The following is a 23,189-nucleotide window of genomic DNA, read 5'->3' on the forward strand; positions in this document are numbered from 1 at the left end:
TAATCAGTCTATACTATTACAAAAACTAAAACCTAACTAATTTACTTAGCTAGGTTTTGCAAAACTTACATTATTTTTCATTTAATTTAGCTATTGTGGTATTACTCCAGATTTTTTTAACACTACTAATATTATTAATAATACTACTCCTCCAAATATTATTAATGATAATGCTTTAGAAAATAACATTATTACAACTGAAGCTATAGTTAACTTAAATCCCATTTTATTATTTTTACTTCTAATTGCATAAATCGAAAATATAACCCCTGAAAGAATTAATACTGTAGCATATATCCATGTAGAGATTTTATTAACTCCAATTAATTTCAAAAGGACTTGTGTAGCTATAACAGTTATTAACCCTATTACAGCACCATATTCTTGTTTATTATTCAAATTACCACTCCTAGTCTGTCCCCAGTCCATCATTAGCAACCAATGATTTCATAATTACATCAGCTGCACATACCAAATTATTAGTACAATTCATTGCTATTTTTTCTATATTTTAATTTATAAAGGCGTATATAATAGAAGATATAATTGAGGATATAAAAGCCCATTTAAACATATCTTTAACTGAACTGTTCTTTTCTTTATTTAACTTTATGAACATATATATTATTGAAAGTAATATAATGAACCTAATAAACATCATAAATATAAATTCAATTAATAAATTCAATGAGCTATCTCCTCCTAAATTATGTAACTTATCAGATATATATGGTCAAATTTTATTGCAAATTATGCTCTATTTGAAAAAAGCCAATAAGATTTTCCCTTTGACTTACAAACAAAATAAAACTTACTAGAACTACTTTTTGCCATGGTCTATATGCTTTAATCCTATTATTAGAATTATAATCATTAATAAAAATAGTATAGTTATTAATATTATGAAAGCTAATTTAACCTCATTAAAAGTTTGTGGTTTTTTTTCTTGAATTACAATCATTATTCCAATAAATATGGCAATAATTGTAATCATTACCATTGCACATATTAAGTGTTTAGTTTTATTCTTATTTTTTATAATCCTCCATATTTACTCTGAATTATTAGAACAGCAGCAAATACACTATCCATTTAATAATACTTCCGTATTAGCTTCTAATTTATATTAACATTTTCAGATGCATATATTAAGGAGTAAATATTTCCTAGATTCACTTAAATTTTATTATATCTGAAAGAAAATAAGGCAATAGAACCTTGGTTTGTCCTATTGCCTTATTTTAAATTTTTATAAGTTTTTTCTAATTTATGCATGCAAGCTAGATTATAACTTTCTTTTTACAAATTTTTATACTTCCTTTTTAAAATAAGATATACTATAACTATTATAATCATTACTAATTTTGAATATTTTTGTGGGAAAATATTTATAAATTCTGTTAATAAATAAAGTATGAACAGTCCACTTATTATCAACAATATAATTTTCAAGATATCTTTTATTATATCTATCATATACTAACTCCTTTTAATTACTCTATTAACATCATTATCTCACAATAAGCAAATGTATTATGTGCAAGTAATTCTCTTGCTTAGCCTCATCATTTCTTATTTAAAAAGAGAAGTAAGCAAGCATTCCTTATACCTGCTTACTTATAATGGTATCTCCTACTACTTTGGGTTATATAGTAAAAAAGCTTCAACACTTCCTAGTAGATTACTTTCTCTTTGTTTCATGAACTATTCTATAAATAATTATAAAAAGCCCTAGTGCAAAATAACTTACTAACGATACTATTACAAGGAGTTCTCCATATCTATCCATTAAAGCAGGATATCCTTTAAGTATTATGAACATTACAGATACTGATATGCTTGCTACTACAGACAATATTGCAATGATTGTATTATATCTAATGCCAAATCCCTTTTTTCCATCCTTATACGTTCCGAATATTACTAAAGAACATGCAATTGCTAAAAGAGCTACGAATGCTTTTACCGAAATATTTTCTATTCCTATGCTTCTTATGATAACTTGTGTAATAAATAATATAATCAATGTTGTAATACTATATTTCACCCTAAATCATTCCTTTTTAGTATTGTTGTATTTTAATTATTTTGCTTGGCTTTTAAAATACCTTATTAAGTAAACTTACAACCTGCGTTCCTGTCTTATTAAATAATCCTGTGATATCTTATAGGGCATTTCTTATATAGTAATAGTTATCTGAATCATATAATTCAATGCTTTTGGCACTGTAACTGCCTTTTTATATTGTTTTTGTGATTGCAAATCACAATGTTTCCCATGGTTATCTTGTATTGTCTAATATTTGTATTATACTAAAGATATAATGCTGCATAACCCATAATCAAAAATATAATTATAAGTATAGGTATACCAATTAAAACTTTTACTCTAACCTTTTCAATTCTTTCCTTATCTTCTGATTTTAATATATGCTTATACCCTGATATCATTAACGCCATAATCAATATTGGTATTAATGGCATAATTAAATCATTATCATTTCCCCTTATATGCAAGTAATTCAACATAATTATAAATATTGCTATCATCTCACCTATCACAAGTACCATAATCTGTCCTTGTCTGCTATGTTCAATCAAAAGCTTGATAATATATATTAAAAAACTTAATGCTAAAATAATACCTACCCATACTCCATATATTGAGTTTATATTATCACTAACTACAAAGGCAACTATTGCAATAAAGATAAATATACTTTTATCCACCTTATATGACGGTTTCATTAAAGCACTTTTAATTACATTAAACCACTTTTTCATTTCTTACCCTCCAACTATATCTAATTGCAATCTAAAACTATGAATATTTCTAATAAGATTACGTCTGCTAGTACGATTTACACCAGAACTTTTCAATATTGTATTGGCCTCATTTGTGCTCAATGGTTTTAATGCTGTATTACTTATATAATTGTCCGTGGCTCCTACCCATCCATTTGTTATAGGAGAAACAATTATTGTAATTGTTTAATATTTGACGATTTCATTAAAGCATCTATAATCACGCCACGCTATTTTCCATTTCTTATTCTCCAACTATATCCACACCGGCTTCTAATTTATATTAACATTTTCAGCTTCATATATTAAGGAGTAAACATTTCTAGTTATACATGAATTCTCTTTAGTTTTGAATCCATAAAAAAGGATTTGCACTATAAAAGCATTGAAGCTTTGTTAATGCAAATCCTATAATACTAAGTTCTAAATATAACTTCTTCCTTGCTAAACATATATCTTGCAAAGAATATTGCTGCCATAATGTATATTAAAACCCATCCGAAGGTCATTAATATATGAGATGTATTAAACACTCCTGCTAAAAATTCTTTCATCAAGCACACTGTGTTTGCTACAGGTATATGGAAATAAAAGGTATCTATATTTCTGGCATCCAGCATATAAGTTGTATAAACTGGAACCAATGCTATTATATTAAGGGGTGCTAAATAAGTTTGTGCTTCCTTAAAGGAGCGGGCATATATGCTTATAGAAAGCTCCAATGCTCCAAAGGTCATGTTTAAAAGTATTATCATTAAAAATACCAAGGCAAAGGTTGAAGCTCCTAGATTTAAGCTAATGGCTCCCCCTTCAGTTCCAAGACTTTCTCCAAATTTGGTTAGGGATATTAAAAGTCCCAGCATTGACGCTCCTGTGGTCATAAGTCCTACTACAGCTATTGCAAAGAACTTACCCCATAAAAGTGACATTCTTCCTGCCTGAGTGGTTAAAAGCGGCTCTAGTGTTCCTCTTTCCTTTTCTCCTGCTCCCAAGTCCACCGCTGCCCCCATAGGCCCTGTTATACTGTATATAACAAGGAAAAGTGGAAGAAGCATAGAAAGCATTATTTTACCCATGCTGTCCTTATCTGTGGTTGAGGTTTGATATTCTACACTGACAGGATTTAATATGGATATATCTATATTTCTCTTTTGAAGTCTGTGGGATACCACCTGCTTATTATAGTCTTCAATGGTTTTCTCTATCATACCTTGAGCCATAGATGACTGCTGGCTTGTATTGTCAAATATAATCTTAACAGAAGTTCCCTTTTCTTCTTCTAAAAGCGCATCTACATTATCAGGAATTTCTAGTCCAATTAATATATTGCCATTTTTAACATCTTCCTGAATATTACTTGAAGGAGTGATTTGTACCTTAGGGTAATTTTCTATAACCCTTCTAAATTGTGTATGTTCTCCTCCCTTTATTGCTACTTTAAAGTTATTTTCCACCTTTTTTACGTTATCAGATCCGGTTTTTCCCATGGCATAAAACATTATAGGAAATAAAATTAAAGGGATTAATACACTTACTAAAAGTGTCTTTTTATCTCTGAATATATCCCTAAGCTCTTTTTTAAATACCGTAAATGCTATACTACTCATTTTTATCACCTACCAAACTTATAAATATCTCTTCCATGTCTTCATTGTTGTATTTTTTCTTTAATTCCTCCACAGTTCCTTCTTCTATTAACTTGCCTTTATGAATTATTATAATTCTATCGCAGAGCTTTTCTACTTCTCTCATACTGTGGCTTGAGAATATTATGGACTTATTTTCTGCCTTACAGCTTAATATAAAGTCCTGTACTATTTTTGAAGCAGTGACATCTAGTCCTATGGTAGGTTCATCAAAGAGCATTACAGAAGGCTTATGAACTATGGATCTTGCTATGGCTACCTTTTGCTTCATTCCTCTGGAAAACTTGCCTACTCTTCTGTCTATAAATTCCTGCATTTGAAGCATGGAAGTTAAATTTTCTATGCTTTCTTTAGATTCTTCGTCATTCATTCCATTAAGTCTTGCAAAGTACATCATATTTTCCCTTGCTGTAAGTCTGTCATATAATCCGACTTCTCCTCCAAAGAGTATGCCTATTTCCCCTCTTACCTTTGAAGGCTCCTTTGTTATACTGTATCCTTCAATTACTGCATCTCCTGAAGTAGGTTTAAGCATTGTTGCTATCATTCTAAGTGTAGTTGTCTTTCCTGCTCCATTTTCTCCAAGAAGCCCCAATATTTCACCTTTATTTACTTTAAAGTTTACATTATCAACTGCTTTTATATTCTTGAATTGTTTTGATAAGCTATTAACTTCTATCATAAAATCCTCCTAAGTATACTTTATACTAATATTATTTTAAATTATATTTGCAATTATGTAAAACCTATTTATTAAATTTTTGTATTTTTCTTACAAATAAGAAAGGAACATAAGTGCAATTATAATACACTAAATGTTCCCTAATGATTTTTAAATGAAAAACCTTAATAAAATCTATACATAAGTTATGCTCTTATCTATATTGCAAACTATGTCCGTATCCTTTCCGTCTATGCGAGTCTTTAAAATTACCTTGTGTCCCCATAAGTCTACTATATATTTTAATGTTTCCACACCATAAATTAAATCTAATTCTCTTCCATCAAAGGTATGGGTAAGTACTAGGGTCTTATTGTAAAGGCTCATGTCTGTTACTGCAATGGCAGGTATACTTCCCATGCCGCAGGAGCTGCAAATTGTATTTCTTATTTGCTTAAATCCATCATCATCGGATACTTCTTCTATTACATAATCTCTATCATGTTTTCCAAACTGAAATAAATTCATTTCACTGCATAGCTCCTCTGTAAGATATCTTCTTATAAAGGATGCATCTCTCTCAAGCTCTCTTACTTCAAATATTTTCTCTCTGCCATACCTTTTTTCTAAATCCTCAAATATTTTAAAGCCCATATAATAAGGATTTATTCTGCCCTCAAGAGGAGTTATTACATCATTATGCCTTTTTATAAATTCCAAGTGAAGGGATGTAGGCAGTTCTAGTTCCTTTAATATATTGTAGTGCCAATAACTTGCCCAGCCTTCATTCATAATCTTTGTTTCTATTTGAGGAAGGAAGTATTCTGTTTCCTGTCTTACAATATCTACAATGTCTTTTTGCCAAGTAGTAAGATCTCCATATCTTATTACAAATCCTAAAATATCCTCATCCGGTTCTAGTGGTATTTTTTCTATATTATTTAAGCTTTTCTTTTCCCAAGGTTTTAGTACATCTGTGGTGTCTTCAGTTATATAATCCTTAATTATTCTCTGCTTTACCTCTTCATTGGACATCTTTTTAATACCTATACTTCTTTCCCTTTGAAGCTTTACAGCATGGGCTGCATTTAGCATCTTTTCTACTTCTTCATATCCAATGCTTGGGTCATTTATATAGTCTCTTATTCTATCTGCATGACTTTTAAACATTTCAATGGTATAGGACGCATCCGTTGCTGTTTTAAAAAGTCTATTATTCTTGAAAAAATCATTGTGTCCATATACATGGGCAATTGTTAGTATTTGTAGCAAAAGAGTATTATCCTTCATTAAATAAGCTAAGCATGGATTTGAGTTTATAACCATTTCATAGGGAAGGCCTGTAAGGTTATAGTTATACATTGTTCTTAGCTTATCATACGCCTTACCAAAGCTCCAGTGAGGATAGTGGGCAGGCATACCCACATATACCTCATAAGCCAGCATATCATTATGATCTATTATTTCAAACTCCTGAGGATAATAATTAAGTCCAAATTTCTTAACTACTTTTTCTATCTTTTCATTCCACTTTTCAAGTTCATTTATAGTATAATCCATGCTGCCACCCCCCTTATTCTGCAGATTGGCTCATTTCTGCCTTTAGCATATCCCTAATGGCATTCCATAAATCCTCTTTCTTCTGCATAGCAACCATTGCAAAATTATCTCTCTTTATATCTTGAGAGTATTTCTTTTTTATAGTGCTGGAATATCCATAAGTCATTATTTCTGCATATCCAAACAAGTTACACACATCACATAATTCATTTACTGATTTTATAGCCCTTTCATTGTCTTCGCTCCAGTTATCTCCATCACTTGCATGGAAGGCATAAATATTGTACTGAGATGGATTATACTTTTCGCGTATAAGTTCTAATGCCTTTTGATATCCACTGGATACATAGGTTCCCCCTGACTCTACCTTATGGAAAAACTCATCTTCAGTTACAACTTTTCCTACAGTAGAGTGTGCTATAAATTCTACCTGCGCTTTTTCATATTTCATCTTTATGAAACTATAAAGCATAAAGAAAAATGAGCGGGCAAGATATTTTTTGGTTTGATCCATAGATGCAGAAGTATCCATTATGCATATTACCACTGCGTTATATTCTTTTTTCATTCTAGGCTTTACTCTGTAATATCTTATATCATCCTTCTTAAATGGGAATCTTTCTATTACTGCGTTTTCATTACTTTCTCTTAATGCCCTTTTCATGCCTTGCTTTCTTTTTAGCTTTTCCACAACTGTTCTCTTCTTAGCAAGTCTTGGTGGAATTCCATTTCTTTGATATCCTGATTTCTTCTTGGAGCCTTCCATAAGGATTTCGGAGATCTTTTTCTTTTTTAAGTTTGGCAGTTCTAAGTCATCGAAAATATATTGGAAGATATCTTCTAGTGTGATTTCAGTTTCAAATATATCTTCTCCTTCTTCATTTCCTGCACCCTTGTTGCCCTTCCCCTTTGCATTGCCTTCCTTTTCGCTGCCAATTACATCTCCTCTTTTTTCAGACCCATCTCCACTTCCAACTCCAGAAGTATTCTTACCATATACAAATTGATATTCCTTTATGCCCTTTATAGGAATCTTTATTTTTTTCTGGGAGTTTTGTCCTATTAAGCTCTCTTCAGAAAGGATATCTACTAAATTTTTCTTTATGGAATCTTCCACAAGCTTTTGATGTCTTCTTCTATCCTCCGCTGTTCTATCGTGAGGGATAGGATTAAACTCTCTAAAGATTGCCATAATATCAATCCTTCCATAGGTTATTAGCTGCGTATTTAAGTATTACATCACAGCACTCTTCACAATATCCATTTTTCTTCATTTCTTCTACCATTGTATTGTATTTTTGATTTTGCTCTTTATCTCTAACTCTAGACTTGGTTATAATTCTAGACATTTCTCTTACGGAATAGGTTAATTTCTTTTCTACAGCTTCTTTTAGTGGTTCATAGGAAGTGTAATCTATCTTAGCTCCCTTTCTTACCAAATAGAACATATAAGAAGTTACATCGGATCTAAATCCCTTTGCAGAGCTATCTGAAATTCCTATTTGTTCTTCTATGGAACGCATAAACTTTTCGTCTGGCTCAAGCTGCTCACCAGTTGCCTTATCCTTAATCTTTGTCTTGTTAACAAAAGCTTCAGCATGATCTAAATAGTTATTAAATAAGCTTTCTGCCTGTTCTCTAAAGCTTTGGATAAATGCCTTAGTGATTTCTTTTTCTAAAACCTTATTGTATTCTTTTCTTATTGTATCTTGAAGAAGCGCTAGATATTTCTTTCTTTCATCATCTGCTATATCTAAATCTTTAACGGATTTTATAATGCTTTCCATTACACTTAATGGGTTTATGCAGCCTTCCTTAGATTCAGATAATGCATTATCTATTGCCTTAACTATAAATCTAGTTGAAATACCACTCATACCTTCTCTAAGGCCTGCCTCTTCTCTAAGCTCTGTGATATCAATCTTTTTAGTGGTTCCCTTTTCTACAATTTCTTCGCCATTATAAATTTTAAGCTTAGTTAAGAGGTCAACTTTATTAGATGGCTGAAGTCTTGTAAGTATAGCAAACATAGCCGCTATATCTATTGTATGAGGTGCAATGTGAGCTGCAAAATTACTCTTACCAAGTATCTTTTTATAAATCTTTTTCTCTTCATTTAGCTCCATGCAATATGGCACTTCTATTTTTACTATTCTATCTAGTATTGCTTCGTTGGTATGGTCTGATTTAAATTTAGTCCATTCTGCTTCATTTGAATGGGCAAGGATTACTCCATCGAAATATATCATAGAGCCCTTTCCTGGTGATGGTATAGATTTTTCCTGAGTAGCTGTTATTATAGTGTGAAGATATTCAACATCATTTTTAAATACTTCAATAAACTCTACAAGTCCTCTATTACCTACGTTAAAAGCTCCATTAAGTGCAAATATTCTAGGGTCGTCTTCAGAATAAAGATCCATCTTTGAGATATCCACAGAACCAATGAGGACAGACGTGTCTTGATTATTTGGGTCAACTGGTGGCACAACTCCTATGCCTTTTCTTGATCTGATTGAAAAGTCTACTTTTTCTACTGGGAATTTTTCATATTCTCCCTTATATTCATGAAGTAATTTGTATCTACATACCGGGCATAAATCTCCCTCTATTTTTATTCCAAGCTCTTCTTCAAATTCTTTCCTTAAATGTTTAGGAATTAAATGAAGTGGTTCTTCTCTCATAGGACATCCCTTTAAGCCATATACTGATTCTGAGGTTTCAAGTGCCTTTTTAAGAGATTCAACTAGAGAAGACTTTCCTGATCCTACAGGTCCTACAAGGTATAACACCTGTCTTGATTCTTCACCTTTCATAGATGCGGAGTAAAAATAATTAACAAGTTTCATTAAAGTTTTGTCTATTCCAAAGAAGTCATTTTTAAAAAACTTATAACTTTTAATTACTTGATTTCCATATATCTTTCTTATTCTTATATTTTCTTCTGGATCTAATACTTCTACGCCTTCACGAGTTATTATCTCATGCATTCTTTCATGAGCTAATTTATATACTTCAGGATTATTTTTCAATATTTCCAAATAGTCAAGGAAAGTTCCTTCAAATTTATCGCTTTTTCTTCTTTCTCTATCCTTCTCTATCAACTCTTTAAAATTCATAATTCCCTCCATACTAAATTGATTAATTATTCGCTTCTATTCTATTGTTGTATTTATTTATATTAGAAAAAACACATATTTAGAACCTCAATAATGTTGTAATCCACTGGTAATATTATGAACATTTAAGTTTATTTAAAATTAATTTTAAGTTATAATAAAAATAAGACATTTTGTATTGGGGGTATTTAAATGAATTTTATTGATTTGAGAAGTGATACAGTAACAAAGCCAACAGAAGAAATGAGAAAAGCTATGTATAATGCTGAAGTTGGCGATGATGTATATGAAGATGATGCTACTGTTAAAGAATTAGAAGAATATGCAGCAAAGTTAGTTAACAAAGAAGCTGCACTATTTGTTCCTACTGGAACCTTTGGAAATCAGCTTGCATTGTTTACACACTGCCTTCGCGGAACCGAAGTTATACTGGAGGAAAACTGCCACATTCTTCAACATGAAGTAGGCGCACCTGCAATCATTGCTGGTGTTCAGATAAGACCTTTAAAAAGTAATAAGGGTGAAATGAATCCTAGCGAAGTTGAAAAAACTATAAGAGGTGAAGATATTCATTTTCCTGAAACCAGCTTAATATGTGTAGAAAATGCTCATTCTAATGGAAGAGTTATATCTACTGAAAATATGAAAGAAATATATGAAGTAGCTAAAAAGCACAATTTACCTGTTCACTTAGATGGTGCAAGACTTTTTAATGCGGCTGCTTCTTTAGACGTTGAAGCCTCTGACATAACTAAATACTGTGATTCCGTTATGTTTTGTCTTTCAAAAGGGTTATGCGCTCCTATAGGCTCCATGGTTGCAGGTTCCAAAGAATTTATTGCAAAAGCACGTAAAAAGAGAAAAATTATGGGCGGTGGAATGAGACAAGCTGGAATACTTGCTGCAGCAGGACTAATTGCCCTTAAAGATATGAGACAGCATTTAAAAGTGGATCATGAAAATGCTAAATTTTTAGGAGAAGAGCTATCTAAAATTCCAGATATCAATGTAAACCTTGACCAAATTCACATTAATATGGTATTCTTTAGCATAGAAGATTCCTCTATTGACGGTAAACTTATAGTAGATGAGTTTTATAAAAATGGTATAAAGATAAATCCACCTGAAAATGGTGAATTTAGATTTGTTACTAACTACTGGGTTAACAAAGAACACATTGTTAGGTGCGTAGATATTTTAAAGGAATTACTAAATGTAAAATAGTTAGGACAAGCACTGCTTGTCCCTTACTTTTACTTTATTTTTAATATTTATTTTTTACATATACACCTAATTTTTTATATTTTTAGTATAATTAAAGTAATAATTAACTTAAGGAGGTATATTTATGAAGAACTTAAAAAAGATTTGTATATTATTATGTTTGTCCTTTGTATTCCTCGCTTCTTGCAGCAAAAATAATGTAAATAATAATCCAACTGGAGATAAAACACCAGCAGATAATCCTACTGAGCAAACTACAAATTACACTATAAAAGATTATTATCCTTTTAAAGAAAATGTAACTTTGAAATATGAGGGAATTGGAAATGAATATGCTGAAAAAACAGTATATACAGATTTTATAAATGTAGATAAAATTCAACTTAGAAGTATAAATGGTGGTACTACTTTAGCACAGGTATTACAGTATACAAATGGAGAACTAAGGAGCTTAGCTTCTGAAGGCGAATTTTACTACAGAGATAATTTAACTAATAATGAATATAGTAAATATGAAGTGCTTTTAAAGGAACCTTTAAAGAAAGGAACTTCCTGGACACTATCTGATGGTAAAAAAAGATACATTTCCGCTGTAGATAAAGAAGTAAAGACCCCTTCCGGAAACTATAAAGCTCTAGAAGTAACCACAGAACATGGAGATTCTACAACTTATGACTACTATGCTTTAAATCAAGGCTTAGTAAAAAGCATATTTAAATCAAATGGTATGGAAGTTACAACTTCACTAGAAAAGATAACTAAAGATGCTCCTGTAATTCAAACAACTAAATTCTATTATCCTGATTATGCAAATGATAGAATGGTTTTTCATAAGGTAGCATTAAAATTCAATACAAATGATGATACCAAAGCAGTTTTTGAAAAATACTTTAAGGAAAGTCCAAATAAAGATTTAAATTCGTTAATTGGAGAAAAGGTAAAAATAAATAAGCTTTATTTAAATCAAAAATCCAATACAGTAATGGTTGATTTCACAGGAAATTTAGTTACTGAAATGAATGCAGGAAGCGGCTTAGAGGCAGCTATATTAAAGGGAATAACAAACACCCTTGGAGATTATTATAACACTACTAACGTAATAATAACTATGGATGGAAAACCTTACAACTCAGGCCATATTCTTCTTGAAGAAGGCGAAGTTCTTAAAACAGATTATAAAAACATAATTGAATATAAATAACTTAAAAAGGAAATTGCAACTGATGCAATTTCCTTTTTTAATCCTTAAATATTAACCAATTCTACTATCTCTTCAATAGAATCTATTACAAAGTCAGGCTTATGAGCTAATATTTCATCTACAGAAAGAGCTGTATATTTCACAAGGCATGTTAGTGCTCCTGCATTTTTACCACAAAGAATATCATTGTGGCTGTCCCCCACCATTAAGGCTTCTTTGGGAGATACATCTAACATTTCACAGGCCTTTAAAACCGGCTCTCCCTCTGGTTTATGTTTTACTGTGTCTTCTGGAGTTATAACCACATCCATAAAGCTATCTAAGTTAAATAATTTAAGCCCCCTTAAAGCTATAGATCTTCTTTTAGAAGTAACTATTGCAAGCTTAAATCCCTTATCCTTTAAAGCTGTTAAACCTTCTTTAACTCCCTTTATTTCCTTTGTTAATTCATCATGAATTGCTTCATTATATTTTATGTATGTATCATATAAGAATTTTGCTCTATCCTTATCATATCTTTCCATTACTCCCATCAAAGGCTCTCCAAAGGTTTTAACTATTTCTTCATCTTCTATAGTTAAATGCCCTAAATGAGTGTCAAAAACATGCCTAAAGGATTTTAATATTAAATCATTGGTATCTATAAGAGTTCCATCTAAGTCAAAAAGTATTGCCTTTATCATTGTCCCCTCCTATTACCTATTTAAGAGACTTTAAATAAAAATATGCCATTATGGTTTTGTCGTCTATTATTTCTGCGCTTGAAACCATGTTTTCAAATGTGCTGAAAGGTACCCATTTACCTTCTAGTACATCTTGATCTTGTATTTTATTTGTATCAAAGTCATCCTTATTTATATTTACTAAAAACATATTCATAGTACTTGCGCTAAATCCTAGTATAGGTTTATAGGAAACTATTTTCTTAACATCAGTCTTTTTTACATTTAGTGCCGTTTCTTCTTGAAGCTCTCGTATCAGGCAGTCTTCTATTGCTTCCCCTTCTACATCTAGGACTCCCGCTGGAATCTCATAGGTTTCTTTCATTACTGCAGGCCTAAATTGTCTTACTAAAAGTATTTCATTATCTTCATTTAATACTATAGCTGAAACTGCATCATGATTTTTAACTATTTCATATTCCCTATCTTTAACTTCCCTTTTATAAAGTTTTAACCATCCATCATATATTAATTTATCCATGATTAATTCACCCCTTGCATGATTTGCATGATTTATAGAAATCTTTGATTTCGTCATAAATCAGCACATCTCACTTTGGTGAGATGTTTCCTTTAAAAGTCGTGCTCTATTCCTAGTTCATTTAAAAGCTCAACTTTTTCATTATATATTTCCTGTCTCTCTTTTATGATAGCATTCATTGGAGTATCATCGCATATGTCATTATAAGATAACTGCCATACTCTTAAAAATTCTATTGCTCTTATAACAGCTCCCCCTTGAGTATGAAAGGTTTCTTTTCCTACTGCTTCTGTAAGTTTTTTCCCGAAGTCAAATAAAAGTTCTTTTTCAACCTTTCCGCCGCCTGCCCATACGAGCTTTGGTGAAAGTGCACTATAAAGTTCTGAAGGAGTATCAATCCATGCATCTATAGCTTCTTTTCTATTTCCCTTTTTGTTTGTTAACTCTTTTAAAGTATTATCCATGGATTCCTTTATTTCTCCATAAAATAAATTAAGTACTCCTCCTGTTTTCTTATAAACAGATTGATATATAAAATCGGACTTATGTAATGGAAGCATTTTTTTATATTCATCATGTATTGGTGATTTTTCAAGCTCAGGCATTACCTTTAGTATTCCTGATGCATCTTTATTTATAACCGTATATTCATAAAGTGTTTTTCCATCTAAAGCTTCAAACTTTTCATTTAAAGAACATTCTATTTGCGTTAGAAATAATTTTACTGCTGTAAGTTGATCTGGTAACCATATATCATGAGTATTGTTATTTTCCATAATATTATTCTCCTTTCAATCTATCTAACATTTGTCTTGCATTACTGTAATCTGGATTGATTGCTAGCACTTCATTTAATACAATTTCTGATTTTTCATCATCATTTTTCACTATAAGATAATTCTTAGCCATGTTATAAAGTGCTTTCACTTTTAACTCTTCTCCATTAGGTGCATCATCACTAAAGAAGCTTGATTTTTGATAGTTTTCTAAGGACTTATCAAACATTCCTAAAAGATTATATATATATCCTAGGTTATAGTATGACATTGGATCGTTTTTCTTTAACTCAAGTGATTTTAAAAACTTTTCCTTACTTTCAAATATGTTTCCGTAATATCTTAAGCTCATGTCTGCTAATACATATTCTATATAATAATTATCAGCATATATTTTTAATCTCTTGCTGTAGTTTTCTACTGCTTCTACATCCTTCTTTTCTGATGCTCTTATAAATAAGAACATTTCTAATGACCATAAAACGTTAAGATTATCCTTATTTTCTTCTATGTACTGTTTAAAATAATTATGTAATGAAGCATTTTTTTCTACTTCATTTAAAATTGACTCAATATAATTTTCTTCATTTATGTTTGTGTTATATTCCTCTTGTACCAACTGTTGAAACTTTTTTATGGTATGATAATTGCTTTGACTTTTCATAAAGTTCACTCCTTCTTAAAAGATTAACATTTTTATTATATATCTTACCCCATATAAAAATCTACCCTTTTAATACAAATGAATCAACTAATCCCTATAATATACTATAATTCATACAAATATAAGTGCATTTATGTTATAATAAATATGTTTTTATTTTTGACAATAAACGTAACAAAGGTGGGATAATATGAAGAAAAAAACACTAGCAAGTATAATTGCAGCTTTTTCTTTAACTTTTATACTTAGTTCTTGCAGCAGCGATTCAAATAAAGAAGTAGTTAAGCAAAATTATCTTTTAGGAACAATTGTAGAAATCAAAGCCTATGGTAAAAATGCTGAAAAAGCAACAGATGAGGCTATGAAAAAGATATCTGAAGTTGACGATAAAATGTCTGCTACCAAACCTACAAGTGAAGTTTCTCTTATAAATAAAAATGCAGGTAAAGATTATGTAAAAGTTAGCGATGATACCTTTTATGTAATAAAAAAGTCCCTTGAATACAGTAAGCTTTCTAAGGGTGCCTTTGATATAACAATAGGACCTTTAAGCAGCCTTTGGGGAATAGGAACAGATAAAGCTAATCTTCCTAAGGACAGTGATATTAAGGATAAACTAAAGCTTGTTAATTATAATGATGTGTTAATTAATGAAGATACTAAAGAAGTTAAGCTTAAAAATCCTAATCAAGCTATAGATTTAGGTGGGATTGCTAAGGGATATACTGCGGATTTGGTTAAAGACATTCTAGAAAAAAACAAAGTAAAAACAGCCTTTATTAACTTGGGCGGCAATGTGTTAACTGTTGGTAACAAATTAGATGGATCTCTTTGGAACATTGGTGTGCAGGACCCTTTAAAAGAAAGAGGAGAATATTTTGCTATAGCTAAAGTTGGCAGCAAATCTGTTGTAAGCTCAGGAAATTACGAAAGATTTTTTATAAAAGATGGTAAGAAGTATCATCATATTTTAAACACTAAAACAGGGTATCCTTCTGAAAGCGGAATAATAGGAACTACTATTATTTCTAATAAATCCGTTGATGGAGATGCACTTTCTACTAGTACCTTTGTACTTGGTGTAAATGAAGGAATGAAGCTTATAGAATCTCTAGATGGTGTAGAAGCAGTATTTGTAACAGCTGATAAAAAAGTATATTATACCTCTGGATTAAAAGATCATTTTAAAATAACAAACGAGGAGTATAAGTATGAAGAAAGGTGATAAAATATTATTTGTTATAGTAATAGCAGTTTTACTGATTATGAGCGCTGGAACTTATGCCTATAAATTAGCCTTTAAAGATAAAGATAAAATAGCTGTAATTAAAGCAGATGGAAAAGTCGTTAAAACTATAAACCTTTCAAAATTAAAAGGAACTGAAAAATTTGATATTAAAGAAGGCGAGCATTTTAATACTATAATTGTAGAGAAAGATAAAATTAGTATAATAGATGCAGATTGTCCTGATAAAGTTTGCATAAAAACTGGATGGATTTCCGATGCAGGAGAGTCTATTGTCTGTCTTCCAAACAAACTTATAGTAAGTATTGAAGGTGGGGAAACTTCTGATAAAGCTCCAACTGATATAGATGGTGCTTCATATTAAGATCATTGAGGTGATTGAATGAAAAAAACAAGAAAAATGGTCCTTTTAGGTCTTCTTACAGGTATTGCTCTTGTAGTATATGTGATAGAAGCTCAAATTCCAGTAATACTTCCTGGTATAAAACTTGGACTTGCCAATGCAATTTCACTTTTAGCTTTAATTATAATGGGCCCTAAAGAAGCACTGACCATAATGCTCTTAAGAACCTTACTTGGAACTTTCCTCGGAGGAAATATGTCCGCCTTTTTATATAGTATTTCTGGCGGAATACTTAGCAATATCGTAATGATAGTACTTTATAAAAAGTTTAAGGAAAGCTTTAGTCTTTGGAGTATAAGTATAGCTGGAGCAATATTTCATAATATAGGGCAGCTTTTTATAGCCGCACTAGTTGTACAGGATTTTAAAATATACTTTTACCTCCCTGTTCTTATGATTTCAGCCATAGCAGCTGGATATTTTATAGGACTTGTTACTAATTTTTTATCAAAGCATTTAGAAAAGATACCATTCTTAAAAGGAATATCTTAATGAACTTAAGATATTCCTTTTATAATAAAATTATAAAAAGTACATAAAAAGCATGTAGTTTAAACTACATGCTTTTTATATTAAGCGTTTGCTGCTTTTGTTTCTAACTTTTCATTTAAGTTTGCAATGGCTTTTGTTGGGCATTTTGCCACACATACTGCACACTGAGTACACTTGTCATAATCTATAACTGGTAAGTTATTAACCATTGTTATAGCCTCACTTGGGCAGTTTCTTACGCATAGTCCACAGGAAATACATCCAGTAGAACATACATTTTTAACTTCTAATCCCTTGTCATGAGAGTTACATGCAATACGTACTTTTTTGGACATAGGTGCTAATTCAATAACACTCTTTGGACAAATATTTATACAAGCACCGCAAGCAACACAAGCTTCTTCATCTACTACAGCTATTCCATCTACTACATGGATAGCATCAAATGCACAAACTCCTACACAGCTTCCAAGTCCAAGACATCCATATGAACAAGACTTTGAACCGCCGCCTGGAGTATTAGCTGCATCTATACAATTAGTTGCACCATAATACTCATATTTTTCTTTTGCTTTTCCACAAGAACCTTGACATTTTACATATGCCTTCTTTGGTTCTGAAGAATCAACTGTTACTCCCATTATTTCAGCAATTTTAGCTGAACATGCTGCTCCACCAACTGGACACTTATTTGCTGCTGCACCTTCATTAACAACTGCATCTGCATAAGCGTCGCAACCTGCAAATCCACAACCACCACAGTTAGCTCCTGGTAACGCTTCTCTAACTAGTGGCACTCTTTCATCAACTTCTACAGCAAACTTCTTTGAGGCATATCCTAAAAGAAGTCCAAATACTACACCTAATCCCCCTAAGCTTAAAACAGGGAATACTAAGCTATTCATTTCCATGCTAACACCTCCTAATTAGATTAAGCCCTGGAATCCTAAGAAAGCTATCGCCATTATACCTGCTGTTATTAAAGTTATTGGCAAGCCTCTTAATGGCTCAGGAATATATTCATTAGTTTCAAATTTTTCTCTTATACCTGCAAGTAAAACAAGTGCTAATGTAAATCCAAGTGCTGCTCCTACAGAGTTTACAATAGATTGTATAAATGTATATTGTTCTTGGCTATTTATAAGAGCCATACCAAGTACGGCACAGTTTGTAGTTATAAGTGGTAAGAATATACCTAAACTCTTGTAAAGGTCAGGGCTCATCTTCTTTATAACCATTTCAACAAACTGAACTAAAGATGCTATAACTAGTATAAATGCTAGTGTTGATAAATATGATAATCCTAGTGGTATTAATATAAATCTTTCAACTAAGAAAGTCATCATTGCTGCTAATACCATAACGAAAGTAACCGCAGCTCCCATACCTGCTGATGTTTCTACCTTCTTAGAAACTCCAAGAAATGGACATATTCCTAAGAATCTAGATAAAACGAAGTTATTAACTAATAGTGCACTTATAAATATAGTAAATATACTCATTTTTCTTCCGACACCTTCCTTTTTTTAGAGTAAGGACTGAAGGCAAAGCTAAATTATTTAGCTTTTGCCTTCTTTAATTTTCTATTGTTTAATAGAGCCATAAGTATTCCAAGTGTAATAAATGCACCTGGCGCAAGTACCATTATTAAAGCAGGCTGAAACGCTGCAGGTGTAACTTGAACGTTAAATACCTTTCCTGTTCCAAGTAGCTCTCTTATTAATCCTAGTACAGTTAATGATACTGTGAATCCAAGTCCCATACCTAATCCATCAAATAAAGCTGCTCCTACTCCGTTCTTAGAAGCATATGCCTCTGCTCTACCAAGTATAATACAGTTAACAACTATAAGTGGTATAAATATACCAAGTGATTTATTTAATGCTGGTAAATATGCTTGAAGTACAAATTGAAGTACTGTAACAAACGTAGCAATTACAGTTATAAAAGCTGGTATACGTATTTCTCCTGGAATTATCTTTCTAAGTGCAGAAATAGCCATATTAGTTCCTATTAAAACTGCAGTAGTAGAAAGTCCCATACCAAGTCCATTTATAGCACTGGATGTAACTGCTAGTGTTGGACACATACCAAGAACTTGCATGAAAGTTGCATTTTCTTTTATTATACCATTATATAATCTTTCACTCATTAATCCCACGATTAGTTTCCTCCTTTCAAGTTAGCATCAAAGAATTTAATAGCCTCATTAACTCCAGATGTAACTGCTCTTGAAGTTATTGTTGCACCAGTAATTGCTTCTATTTGATTATCTGATGATGGTGCTGCCTTTACAACTGTTAATTCTTTTGCTGGTTTTCCTGAAAATTGTCCAGAGAACTTTGGTTCTGGAGCAAGCGCACCAAGACCTGGAGTTTCTGCATGTTCTAATATCTTAATTCCGGAAACTTTTCCATCTGTAGTTATTCCAACCATTGTTTTAACAGCTCCCGCATATCCTTTAGGTGATACTGTTATAGTATATCCTTTTACATCTGCTCCTGATTTTCCTTCAGTTACAGATGAAATTGTTCCTGTAAATTCAACTCCAGTTTTATCAACAAATTCTGTTGCTTCTGGAAGTATTGCTTTATTTGCTTCATCAACTGCTTTTTTAGCTTGAACAGCTATTGGTTCTTTAGTTACTTCACTTATACCGCCAAGTATAAGTCCACATATTGCAGCTATAGCTAACAATACTAAACCTAATTTTAAACTGCTATTCTTCTTCATTTTATTTCTCCTTTCCAAAAGTTCTTGGAACTGTCCATCTCTCAATAAGTGGAACGAACAAGTTCATTACTAGTATTGAATAGGATACACCTTCTGGATATCCACCAAATATACGGATAAGACCAGTAATTACTCCACAACCAATACCAAATATTATTCTACCACGTGGTGTAATTGGAGAAGTTGCATAATCTGTTGCCATGAAGAATGCTCCAAGCATTAATCCACCTGCAAATAATTCATATACAGGGTTTGCAGATCTTCCTGCAATTGCAGTCATAATGAAAGTAGTAGCTATAAATGTAACTGGAGCTCTCCAATCAATTATTCTTTTAGCAAATAAGTAAGCTGCACCAAGAATTATTGCTAGTGCTGAGGTTTCACCAATACATCCACCAACATTTCCTATAAATACATTCATTAAGCTAGGTGCTTGACCAGTTGCTTCAATTCCTTTTAAGAAAGCAAGTGGTGTAGCTGTTGTTGATCCATCTAATGTCCAAGTAGTCATTGCTACTGGCCAAGATGCAAGTAAAAACGCTCTTGCAAGTAATGCTGGATTTACGATATTTTGACCTATTCCACCGAAAAATTGTTTACCTATTATAATTGCAACGAAGCCACCAATCACTGGCAACCAAAGTGGAACGGATGCTGGTAAGTTGAATGCTAATAATAATCCTGTTACAACGGCACTTAAATCACTTATAGTTACTTTTCTATGAGTAGCCTTCTGCCATATATATTCAGCAGCTACACAAGAAAGTACTGAAGCAAGTATTACTAAAAGTCCCTGAAGTTTAAAGAAGTATACTCCTGCAGCAGTCGCTGGAAGTAAAGCTATAACAACATCTCTCATTATGCTCTGAGTTGTATCTTTCGCACGTATATGTGGAGATGAAGATACGGTATACATTGTTGTTTCGGACATTTATATTCACCTCTTATTTAAATTTTTAATTTATTTCTTTTTTGGAGTTTTACAAACGACCTTTTTACCGGAACGTATTCTTTGTAATAAATGACGTCTTGCTGGACAAGTAAATGAACAACAACCACATTCTATACAATCTCTTCCATCATATTGATCGAACATTTCATAGTTCTGCATGGAAGCTGATGCTGCAAGTGTTGTTGGCATTAAGTTCATAGGACAAACTTGTACACACTTTCCGCAATTTATACAGTTAGATTCTTCTTCTACAGTTGCTACCTTTTTAGTTAAGCAAAGTATTCCTGAGCTTCCCTTTGTTGCTGGAGCATCTAAAGTATACATTGCAATTCCCATCATAGGACCACCAGATATTATCTTAGTTGGTTCTTCTACAAATCCACCAGCAAATTCTACTAGTTCTTTCATTGAAGTTCCAATTTTAAATCTGATATTTTTTGGTTCTTTTATTGCATCACCAGTTACAGTTACAACTCTTGAAGTAAGTGGCTTACCATTTACTACAGCATTGTATATTTCATAAATTGTATCAACATTTTGTACAACACATCCTGCATCTGCTGGAAGTGCGCCTGATGGTACTTCTCTCTTTGTTAAAGAATAAATTAACTGTTTTTCAGCTCCTTGAGGATACTTAGTTTTAACAGCTTTTACTTCTATTCCTGTTCCTTGTGCTGCATCACTCATAGCTTTTATAGCATTTGGCTTATTATCTTCTATTCCTATATAGCCTTTTGCACCTGGGAATAACTTTAGAACTATTTTTAATCCTTCTATTATTTCCTTAGTGTACTCAAGCATCATTCTGTGGTCACAAGTTAAATATGGTTCACATTCTGCAGCATTTACTACTATGAACTCTATTTTCTTGTCAGCTGGTGGCATAAGTTTTACATGAGTTGGGAATGTAGCTCCACCCATACCTACTATACCTGCTTCTTTAATGATTTCAATTATTTCTTCTTTTGATAACTTTGCATAATCAGCATTTGGCTTTATTGTATCTACTTCTTCATAAAGTCCATCGTTTTCAATAACTACTGCTGAAATCTTAGCTGCGTTAAAGTTTGATACTTGCACAATATTCTTAACAGTACCAGATACACTGCTGTGAATATTTGCAGATACAAATCCTTTAGCTTCTCCTATTTTTTGTCCTACTAAAACCCTATCACCTTTTTTCACTAGTGGTTCAGCAGGTGCACCAATGTGCTGTGACATTGGTATAACAACGTCTCCCTTTGGTAAATACTCTTCTATTTGTTTGTTTTCTGTATAATGTTTACCATGAGGGGGATGTACTCCGTTTTTAAAAGTTAATAATTCCATAAAGACCCTCCATTCTTTAAATTCTATATGAAATACAATATAAACATTAAGTTTTTTGAGCACACAAATACTCATTTATATACTAATTTGTTCCGCGAAATATGTCAATAGTTTTTGAACAACTTTTAAATTAGTTCATTGGATACATAGGCAATACTTCTCAGACATAATATTATTCTGCAATAATGTGTAAATTCCTCTCCAAATAATGAAAATGAATAATTTTTTTTGTCGTTTCAAATGTATGAATAGTAACTAACTTAAGATTATTTCGACAATTGCATAATACCCATTTATATCTCAATATGCTTTTCATCATACAGCACAGCTGATCCGCCTATATAAGAAATGCCTTCTTCTATTTTTACATCTACTATACCTGGCTTGTCTAATATATATCCCTGTTCTACACTAAAAACTTCTATTTCTTCATCATAAAACTTACTTAAATAAATTCCTAGTGCCCCGGCTGCCACCCCTGTAATTGGATCTTCAGGTATACCAAACAATGGATTAAACTGCCTTGCATGTATAAGATTATTTTTATCTAATACATCAAAGGTAAAAGGATAAAATCCTTTAGAATTTGTTATACGTGATATTTCCTTTAACTTTTCAAAGTCTGGTTTTATATCGAAAAGCATATCTCGATTTTTAAGAGGTATAATTATTTTAGGTGTTCCTACAGATATTACTTTAATAGGAAGGTTTTCCTCCTTATTTTCATAAGGTATATTAAACGCTTCAAATATTATGCTTTCTTCTATACAAATATCATTTATAAAAGGCTTTGATTGCTCCATATAAATTTTAGAGTTATTAATAAATACTTTTAATTTACCAGCCTTAGTATGCATATATACCTCTGATTCTTCGACTTCATTTAATACTTGCATACAGTGAAAAGCTGCTATAGTTCCATGACCACATAAGTTGGTTTCAACTTCTGGAGTAAAATACTTAAGCTCAAAGTTCTTGCAATCTATCTTGCTTATAAAGGTAGTTTCTGAGAATCCAACCTCTTTAGCTATACTTTGCATTTCTTCATCCTTAAGCCCATTATTTATAACTACACCTGCAGGATTTCCTCCATTTTCAGATGATGTAAAAGACTTTACAAGAAAAACTTTTATCATTTACCTCTACTCCCTTTTTTATGATTTTACATACTATTT

At 31.7% G+C, this 23,189-nt stretch carries 24 protein-coding genes; 5 read left to right on the forward strand and 19 right to left on the reverse strand.

Annotated elements, in window-relative coordinates; all coding sequences use genetic code 11:
• Positions 1–90: 90 nt before the first annotated feature.
• From BSD9I1_RS11690 to BSD9I1_RS11725, 8 genes are all read right to left on the reverse strand, one after another.
• A complete protein-coding gene (locus BSD9I1_RS11690) occupies positions 91–399 on the reverse strand; it encodes a hypothetical protein (protein ID WP_186430459.1) in 309 nt (102 codons plus the stop codon).
• 1,282 nt (positions 400–1,681) lie between these two features.
• Positions 1,682–2,047 carry a hypothetical protein gene (locus BSD9I1_RS11695; protein ID WP_186430460.1) on the reverse strand — a complete coding sequence of 122 codons (366 nt, stop codon included), beginning with the start codon at positions 2,045–2,047 and terminating at the stop codon, positions 1,682–1,684.
• Positions 2,048–2,313: 266 nt separating this feature from the next.
• On the reverse strand, positions 2,314–2,784 hold the full coding sequence (locus tag BSD9I1_RS11700; RefSeq protein ID WP_186430461.1) for a hypothetical protein: 471 nt from the start codon (positions 2,782–2,784) through the stop codon (positions 2,314–2,316).
• A gap of 437 nt (positions 2,785–3,221) precedes the next feature.
• Complete coding sequence (locus BSD9I1_RS11705; RefSeq protein ID WP_186430462.1) at positions 3,222–4,412, reverse strand: ABC transporter permease; 1,191 nt, start codon at positions 4,410–4,412, stop codon at positions 3,222–3,224.
• The gene (locus tag BSD9I1_RS11710; protein WP_186430463.1) at positions 4,405–5,133 is read right to left on the reverse strand and encodes an ATP-binding cassette domain-containing protein; all 729 of its coding nucleotides are present in this window, start codon (positions 5,131–5,133) and stop codon (positions 4,405–4,407) included. Before BSD9I1_RS11710 ends, BSD9I1_RS11705 begins: the two co-directional genes overlap by 8 nt.
• Before the next feature lie 174 nt (positions 5,134–5,307).
• Positions 5,308–6,672, reverse strand: coding sequence for a SpoVR family protein (locus BSD9I1_RS11715; RefSeq protein WP_186430464.1), 1,365 nt, complete (start codon positions 6,670–6,672; stop codon positions 5,308–5,310).
• Positions 6,673–6,685: 13 nt separating this feature from the next.
• Positions 6,686–7,864, reverse strand: a complete 1,179-nt coding sequence (gene yhbH, locus BSD9I1_RS11720) for a sporulation protein YhbH (protein ID WP_186430465.1) — start codon at positions 7,862–7,864, stop codon at positions 6,686–6,688.
• A 4-nt stretch (positions 7,865–7,868) separates the two neighbouring features.
• Complete coding sequence (locus tag BSD9I1_RS11725) at positions 7,869–9,791, reverse strand: PrkA family serine protein kinase (protein WP_035308766.1); 1,923 nt, start codon at positions 9,789–9,791, stop codon at positions 7,869–7,871.
• Positions 9,792–9,983: 192 nt separating this feature from the next.
• Between BSD9I1_RS11725 and ltaE the strand changes: the two genes are divergently transcribed.
• Complete coding sequence (gene ltaE, locus BSD9I1_RS11730) at positions 9,984–11,015, forward strand: low-specificity L-threonine aldolase (protein WP_186430466.1); 1,032 nt, start codon at positions 9,984–9,986, stop codon at positions 11,013–11,015.
• 124 nt (positions 11,016–11,139) lie between these two features.
• Positions 11,140–12,216 carry a GerMN domain-containing protein gene (locus tag BSD9I1_RS11735; RefSeq protein ID WP_186430467.1) on the forward strand — a complete coding sequence of 359 codons (1,077 nt, stop codon included), beginning with the start codon at positions 11,140–11,142 and terminating at the stop codon, positions 12,214–12,216.
• A gap of 44 nt (positions 12,217–12,260) precedes the next feature.
• Here the strand turns inward: BSD9I1_RS11735 and ppaX are convergent, their stop codons facing one another.
• The 4 genes from ppaX to BSD9I1_RS11755 all read right to left on the reverse strand — a co-directional run bounded on the left by ppaX (position 12,261) and on the right by BSD9I1_RS11755 (position 14,859).
• Positions 12,261–12,899: a pyrophosphatase PpaX gene (ppaX, locus tag BSD9I1_RS11740; protein WP_186430468.1), complete on the reverse strand. Its 639-nt coding sequence runs from the start codon at positions 12,897–12,899 to the stop codon at positions 12,261–12,263.
• A 16-nt stretch (positions 12,900–12,915) separates the two neighbouring features.
• A complete protein-coding gene (locus BSD9I1_RS11745; RefSeq protein WP_306345883.1) occupies positions 12,916–13,419 on the reverse strand; it encodes an NUDIX hydrolase in 504 nt (167 codons plus the stop codon).
• Positions 13,420–13,511: 92 nt separating this feature from the next.
• The gene (locus BSD9I1_RS11750) at positions 13,512–14,195 is read right to left on the reverse strand and encodes a hypothetical protein (RefSeq protein WP_186430469.1); all 684 of its coding nucleotides are present in this window, start codon (positions 14,193–14,195) and stop codon (positions 13,512–13,514) included.
• Positions 14,196–14,199: 4 nt separating this feature from the next.
• The gene (locus BSD9I1_RS11755) at positions 14,200–14,859 is read right to left on the reverse strand and encodes a tetratricopeptide repeat protein (protein ID WP_186430470.1); all 660 of its coding nucleotides are present in this window, start codon (positions 14,857–14,859) and stop codon (positions 14,200–14,202) included.
• Between the two features lie 190 nt (positions 14,860–15,049).
• Here BSD9I1_RS11755 and BSD9I1_RS11760 point away from each other — a divergent pair, with 190 nt between their 5' ends.
• Genes BSD9I1_RS11760 through BSD9I1_RS11770 form a run of 3 tightly spaced genes read left to right on the forward strand, consistent with a single transcriptional unit; the run spans position 15,050 to position 17,000 of the window.
• Entirely contained in the window at positions 15,050–16,084 is a 1,035-nt protein-coding gene (locus BSD9I1_RS11760) for an FAD:protein FMN transferase (RefSeq protein ID WP_186430471.1), read from the forward strand.
• Positions 16,071–16,469 (forward strand): NusG domain II-containing protein, encoded by a 399-nt coding sequence (locus BSD9I1_RS11765; RefSeq protein ID WP_186430472.1) that lies wholly within the window; start codon positions 16,071–16,073, stop codon positions 16,467–16,469. The genes BSD9I1_RS11760 and BSD9I1_RS11765 overlap by 14 nt, the downstream gene beginning before the upstream one ends.
• Before the next feature lie 18 nt (positions 16,470–16,487).
• Positions 16,488–17,000 carry a Gx transporter family protein gene (locus BSD9I1_RS11770; protein WP_186430473.1) on the forward strand — a complete coding sequence of 171 codons (513 nt, stop codon included), beginning with the start codon at positions 16,488–16,490 and terminating at the stop codon, positions 16,998–17,000.
• An 80-nt stretch (positions 17,001–17,080) separates the two neighbouring features.
• On the opposite strand, the gene rnfB is transcribed toward BSD9I1_RS11770, so the two are convergent.
• The 7 genes from rnfB to BSD9I1_RS11805 form a co-directional block, all read right to left on the reverse strand.
• Complete coding sequence (gene rnfB / locus BSD9I1_RS11775; protein WP_186430774.1) at positions 17,081–17,905, reverse strand: RnfABCDGE type electron transport complex subunit B; 825 nt, start codon at positions 17,903–17,905, stop codon at positions 17,081–17,083.
• Between the two features lie 21 nt (positions 17,906–17,926).
• Positions 17,927–18,502 carry an electron transport complex subunit RsxA gene (gene rsxA, locus BSD9I1_RS11780; protein ID WP_186430474.1) on the reverse strand — a complete coding sequence of 192 codons (576 nt, stop codon included), beginning with the start codon at positions 18,500–18,502 and terminating at the stop codon, positions 17,927–17,929.
• Between the two features lie 53 nt (positions 18,503–18,555).
• Positions 18,556–19,152 (reverse strand): electron transport complex subunit RsxE, encoded by a 597-nt coding sequence (gene rsxE / locus BSD9I1_RS11785; protein ID WP_207755315.1) that lies wholly within the window; start codon positions 19,150–19,152, stop codon positions 18,556–18,558.
• 11 nt (positions 19,153–19,163) lie between these two features.
• The gene (locus BSD9I1_RS11790; RefSeq protein ID WP_186430475.1) at positions 19,164–19,733 is read right to left on the reverse strand and encodes an RnfABCDGE type electron transport complex subunit G; all 570 of its coding nucleotides are present in this window, start codon (positions 19,731–19,733) and stop codon (positions 19,164–19,166) included.
• Position 19,734: 1 nt separating this feature from the next.
• Positions 19,735–20,664 carry an RnfABCDGE type electron transport complex subunit D gene (locus BSD9I1_RS11795; RefSeq protein WP_186430476.1) on the reverse strand — a complete coding sequence of 310 codons (930 nt, stop codon included), beginning with the start codon at positions 20,662–20,664 and terminating at the stop codon, positions 19,735–19,737.
• 30 nt (positions 20,665–20,694) lie between these two features.
• Positions 20,695–22,014, reverse strand: a complete 1,320-nt coding sequence (gene rsxC / locus BSD9I1_RS11800; RefSeq protein WP_035308800.1) for an electron transport complex subunit RsxC — start codon at positions 22,012–22,014, stop codon at positions 20,695–20,697.
• A 293-nt stretch (positions 22,015–22,307) separates the two neighbouring features.
• Positions 22,308–23,150 carry a PhzF family phenazine biosynthesis protein gene (locus tag BSD9I1_RS11805; protein ID WP_186430477.1) on the reverse strand — a complete coding sequence of 281 codons (843 nt, stop codon included), beginning with the start codon at positions 23,148–23,150 and terminating at the stop codon, positions 22,308–22,310.
• Positions 23,151–23,189 lie beyond the last annotated feature (39 nt).

Source organism: Clostridium sp. BSD9I1 (assembly GCF_900185645.1).
In the GTDB taxonomy this organism is placed as follows: Bacteria; Bacillota; Clostridia; order Clostridiales; family Clostridiaceae; genus Clostridium_AK.

Excerpts from the sequence above, each read along its gene's own strand:
- BSD9I1_RS11700 (WP_186430461.1), bottom strand. The coding sequence starts at position 2,784 with ATGAAAAAGTGGTTTAATGTAATTAAAAGTGCTTTAATGAAACCGTCA.
- BSD9I1_RS11705 (WP_186430462.1), bottom strand. The coding sequence starts at position 4,412 with ATGAGTAGTATAGCATTTACGGTATTTAAAAAAGAGCTTAGGGATATA.
- BSD9I1_RS11710 (WP_186430463.1), bottom strand. The coding sequence starts at position 5,133 with ATGATAGAAGTTAATAGCTTATCAAAACAATTCAAGAATATAAAAGCA.
- BSD9I1_RS11715 (WP_186430464.1), bottom strand. The coding sequence starts at position 6,672 with ATGGATTATACTATAAATGAACTTGAAAAGTGGAATGAAAAGATAGAA.
- yhbH (WP_186430465.1), bottom strand. The coding sequence starts at position 7,864 with ATGGCAATCTTTAGAGAGTTTAATCCTATCCCTCACGATAGAACAGCG.
- BSD9I1_RS11725 (WP_035308766.1), bottom strand. The coding sequence starts at position 9,791 with ATGAATTTTAAAGAGTTGATAGAGAAGGATAGAGAAAGAAGAAAAAGC.
- ltaE (WP_186430466.1), top strand. The coding sequence starts at position 9,984 with ATGAATTTTATTGATTTGAGAAGTGATACAGTAACAAAGCCAACAGAA.
- BSD9I1_RS11735 (WP_186430467.1), top strand. The coding sequence starts at position 11,140 with ATGAAGAACTTAAAAAAGATTTGTATATTATTATGTTTGTCCTTTGTA.
- ppaX (WP_186430468.1), bottom strand. The coding sequence starts at position 12,899 with ATGATAAAGGCAATACTTTTTGACTTAGATGGAACTCTTATAGATACC.
- BSD9I1_RS11745 (WP_306345883.1), bottom strand. The coding sequence starts at position 13,419 with ATGGATAAATTAATATATGATGGATGGTTAAAACTTTATAAAAGGGAA.
- BSD9I1_RS11750 (WP_186430469.1), bottom strand. The coding sequence starts at position 14,195 with ATGGAAAATAACAATACTCATGATATATGGTTACCAGATCAACTTACA.
- BSD9I1_RS11755 (WP_186430470.1), bottom strand. The coding sequence starts at position 14,859 with ATGAAAAGTCAAAGCAATTATCATACCATAAAAAAGTTTCAACAGTTG.
- BSD9I1_RS11760 (WP_186430471.1), top strand. The coding sequence starts at position 15,050 with ATGAAGAAAAAAACACTAGCAAGTATAATTGCAGCTTTTTCTTTAACT.
- BSD9I1_RS11765 (WP_186430472.1), top strand. The coding sequence starts at position 16,071 with ATGAAGAAAGGTGATAAAATATTATTTGTTATAGTAATAGCAGTTTTA.
- BSD9I1_RS11770 (WP_186430473.1), top strand. The coding sequence starts at position 16,488 with ATGAAAAAAACAAGAAAAATGGTCCTTTTAGGTCTTCTTACAGGTATT.
- rnfB (WP_186430774.1), bottom strand. The coding sequence starts at position 17,905 with ATGAATAGCTTAGTATTCCCTGTTTTAAGCTTAGGGGGATTAGGTGTA.
- rsxA (WP_186430474.1), bottom strand. The coding sequence starts at position 18,502 with ATGAGTATATTTACTATATTTATAAGTGCACTATTAGTTAATAACTTC.
- rsxE (WP_207755315.1), bottom strand. The coding sequence starts at position 19,152 with ATGAGTGAAAGATTATATAATGGTATAATAAAAGAAAATGCAACTTTC.
- BSD9I1_RS11790 (WP_186430475.1), bottom strand. The coding sequence starts at position 19,733 with ATGAAGAAGAATAGCAGTTTAAAATTAGGTTTAGTATTGTTAGCTATA.
- BSD9I1_RS11795 (WP_186430476.1), bottom strand. The coding sequence starts at position 20,664 with ATGTCCGAAACAACAATGTATACCGTATCTTCATCTCCACATATACGT.
- rsxC (WP_035308800.1), bottom strand. The coding sequence starts at position 22,014 with ATGGAATTATTAACTTTTAAAAACGGAGTACATCCCCCTCATGGTAAA.
- BSD9I1_RS11805 (WP_186430477.1), bottom strand. The coding sequence starts at position 23,150 with ATGATAAAAGTTTTTCTTGTAAAGTCTTTTACATCATCTGAAAATGGA.